The 3,084-nt window shown below is 46.6% G+C and carries 3 protein-coding genes; all 3 read right to left on the bottom strand.

Annotation, left to right across the window (positions count from 1 at the left end):
- Positions 1-86 precede the first annotated feature (86 nt).
- Complete coding sequence (locus FYJ57_RS14865) at positions 87-911, bottom strand: ExeA family protein (RefSeq protein WP_330578382.1); 825 nt, start codon at positions 909-911, stop codon at positions 87-89.
- Positions 898-2,316 (bottom strand): Mu transposase C-terminal domain-containing protein, encoded by a 1,419-nt coding sequence (locus FYJ57_RS14860; RefSeq protein ID WP_154433258.1) that lies wholly within the window; start codon positions 2,314-2,316, stop codon positions 898-900. The genes FYJ57_RS14865 and FYJ57_RS14860 overlap by 14 nt, the downstream gene beginning before the upstream one ends.
- Before the next feature lie 73 nt (positions 2,317-2,389).
- Positions 2,390-2,890, bottom strand: coding sequence for a DUF6431 domain-containing protein (locus FYJ57_RS15195; RefSeq protein WP_197702350.1), 501 nt, complete (start codon positions 2,888-2,890; stop codon positions 2,390-2,392).
- Positions 2,891-3,084 lie beyond the last annotated feature (194 nt).

Raw genomic sequence — 3,084 nt, 5'->3', positions numbered from 1 at the left:
ACTGCTCACACGAATTGTCATCAGATTGCTTAACTGCCTGTCATAGATAATGGTGGATTCGCCGCCCGAAAACGGGCGGCTGACTTTTACTTAGTTGTGACCGTGAGCATTTCATGCTCTACTACAAACTTGATCATATAGTCATCGACCAGACGTCTCTGCTGTTGGAAGGCATACATCAGTGCCTTTTCGCAGATCCGGTTGATCATACGGGGAATTCCGGCAGATGCCTTGTGGATCTCATCCACTGCTTTTTCAGTAAAAACCTCCTGAGAACATCCAGAATACGCCATATGACTTCCGATGTACTGTTCTGTTTCCGATCTGTCCAGATGTGGAAGCGTACAATACATATCGATTCTCTGGCGAATAGCAGCGTAACGCTGTAACTTCAGTTTGTTTTCCCAAAGTTCTGTCTGCCCGACAAGGACTACTGCCATGGGACTGACAGAATCAAATTTGTAATTCAAAAGAAATCGGAATTCTTCCAGCGTTTCTTTTTCCAATAGATGAGCTTCATCAAGGATACAGACAACTTTCTTGTGCTGTACTCCACGGATGATTTCAATTTCCTGCTGTAGCTGGCGTTTGGAATCTCCCCGATAAAACCTTGATTCCAGACCGAGCTGATCCAGCAGCCCCTTATAAAACCATCTTGGAGTCAGCTTTGAGTCTGAAAGATAAAGAACGATGTAATCCTCTTTAGGAAGCTCTGAGTAAAACCGGCGGATCAGCGTTGATTTCCCACATCCGGAATCAGCGGTTACAACCGCAAACATCTGGCGGTCTGCCACATAGGATAAACGCCCTAATGTCTCGCGAAAAGCAGATGATTCATACAGCTTTTCAGGCGGAACATCACGGACAAAGGGTGTGTGTTCCATACCGAAGAATGCCTCATACATTGTCATTCGCCTCCTTCCGATAGGATGCAAATGAAATCGCGTCAGCCATCTGACGCTGTGTCTGTGCATGGCGGTTTTCTAAAGCATCAAGAAAACGGGATGTGCTCGGTTTCTGTTCCTGCATGGATGCCGGTAATACGGGACGTTTGTCACAGTATGAGCTGATTTTTATAGGCTGTGCTGTAAAAGGTTCATAGCCTGGATAAGAAACCGTGATCGTTTCAGGCGCGGCAGGGTCATAAGAAATTTCAACTTTATGCCCAATCAGTGATGGTTTTGTCTCGTATTTTATTCCGCGGAAACTGATACATCCGCCTTTGTCAACTTTGCGTTCTTCGTGATGAAGGAAAGCTTCCGCTACGACTGAAACATCCAGGAAAGTGAGCGGGCGGCTGTCGCGGTTCCATTCCTGAAGAGGTGTGATCCCTTCTTCCGGGACCGCAGCTCCAAGACTTTCATAGTACTCACTGATCCCTTCATGAGATTTCTTGTGATAATACTCGTCTGCGAAGATCTCCCAGAGACGGTTTAATTCATCCAGGCTTTTGATACCCTTCAGCTTCGATTCGCGGATAAAATCATCCACGACCTGGTGGAACTTTTCGATCTTGCCTTTGCTTTTTCCGCTTCTCGGCTTTGCATGAATGACACGGATGCCGAGTTTGGAAAGGGAAAAACGGATTTGCTTTGCGATATACTGTGATCCGTTATCAAAGTAACAGGCATCAAAAGTTCCGTGACGCAGGATCGCCTGGTGAAAGGTATCCTCGATGATCGCTTCTTCCTGATTATCATAGAACCGGGAGAATAGCAGCCGTCTGGAATGGTCATCAATAGCCGAGGACAGATAGGTCTGTACTTTGGCACCGTTTTTTCCAATAGGAAGTTTGGGACCATACTTGATATCTCCCTGGATCAGCATCATGCGGTGTGGTTTGCAGAAGCGTTTCGATGAACTCTCACGGGCTTCTCTGTACATCTGCATATGTTCACGGCCAAACCCTGCTTTATAAAGATGTCTTTCCAGGGTTGGGCGTTTTAATACCCCCGGTGCTACAAAGCCTTCTGCTTCCAGAATGAAGATGATCTGTGCAACAGACCGTTCCGGGACCTCTTTCCTGAGCTGGATTGCCTGTTCCAGAAGAAAATCGAAATTGTCCGGAAGTCTCTGGGATCTGTGTTTTTGCCGGTCTGCCGGTTTGAGTCCAGAGAACTGGCTTTCTGCATATGCTTTCTCGTAACGATAAAGAGAGCGGACGGAGATGTTATTCTCCTGTGCAATCTGCCTGCGCAGCTGCAGACGTTTTGCGTCATCCATATCTTCCCTGAGAAGGGGAGATATAAGCTGAAAGCGTTTGAGTGCTTCCTGTTCCTGCCACTGTTGTTTCATAAGATTTTTGCTTGTATTCATAGTATAGCGACCTCCTTTGAGACCACTATACAGAAGCAGCCGGTGACAGACGAACCAAAGTAGGTGCACAGTGCTACCAGGGGATCGGCACCAGGAATCCCCCGCTGTTATAGATCAGGCGGAGAATGATCTCCAGCCAGCTTTGATATTTTTTTCGTATAGCTTCGAGCAGTGAACCTTTGGAGAAGAGGACTCCTTCCCCAAGTCTGAAGATACTGTAGCCGGCACTTCTAAGGTAGCCTTCTATGTTGGTCAGATTGACCTGCAACCACAGGAGCCAGCGCTGCATGGTCTGCATGGACGGATAGTCCTCGGAATCAGCATCTTCAGGAGTGACAACTCCATCAAGAACTCCTGATATAACCTCAGTTTCATAATGCTTATACGGGGAGAGGCAATCCGGAAGTTCATTATGATAGGAATGGCAGTTTTTACATCTGAAACGTCGTATCATCAGACGCTCCTTACGTCCGCCTTCTTTCCTTCGGATACGTACGCGTGAATCCCGGTAGGCAAGAATCCCCTGACATCTGGGACATATATGGCTGGTCACACTGCTCTCAACAAAAAACACCTGAATTCCCCTTGAGGGTTAACGTATAGTCTGATATAATAACCATGGTTTTAGCGACCAGGTCTCAGAGTACACGACTTTCCAGGGAAGGTGCTCTGAGACTTTTTTCTTTCTGTAAACTGATGACAGTATACAGAACAATCCAGAGACACGCAAGCTAATCATTATTACGCTATTTTAAGAGGTCAATAACA

The organism is Oliverpabstia intestinalis (genome assembly GCF_009696065.1).
GTDB lineage: Bacteria > Bacillota > Clostridia > Lachnospirales > Lachnospiraceae > Oliverpabstia > Oliverpabstia intestinalis.
Note: the sequence above shows the minus strand (reverse complement) of the source record. Positions and strands in the feature narration are given on the sequence as shown.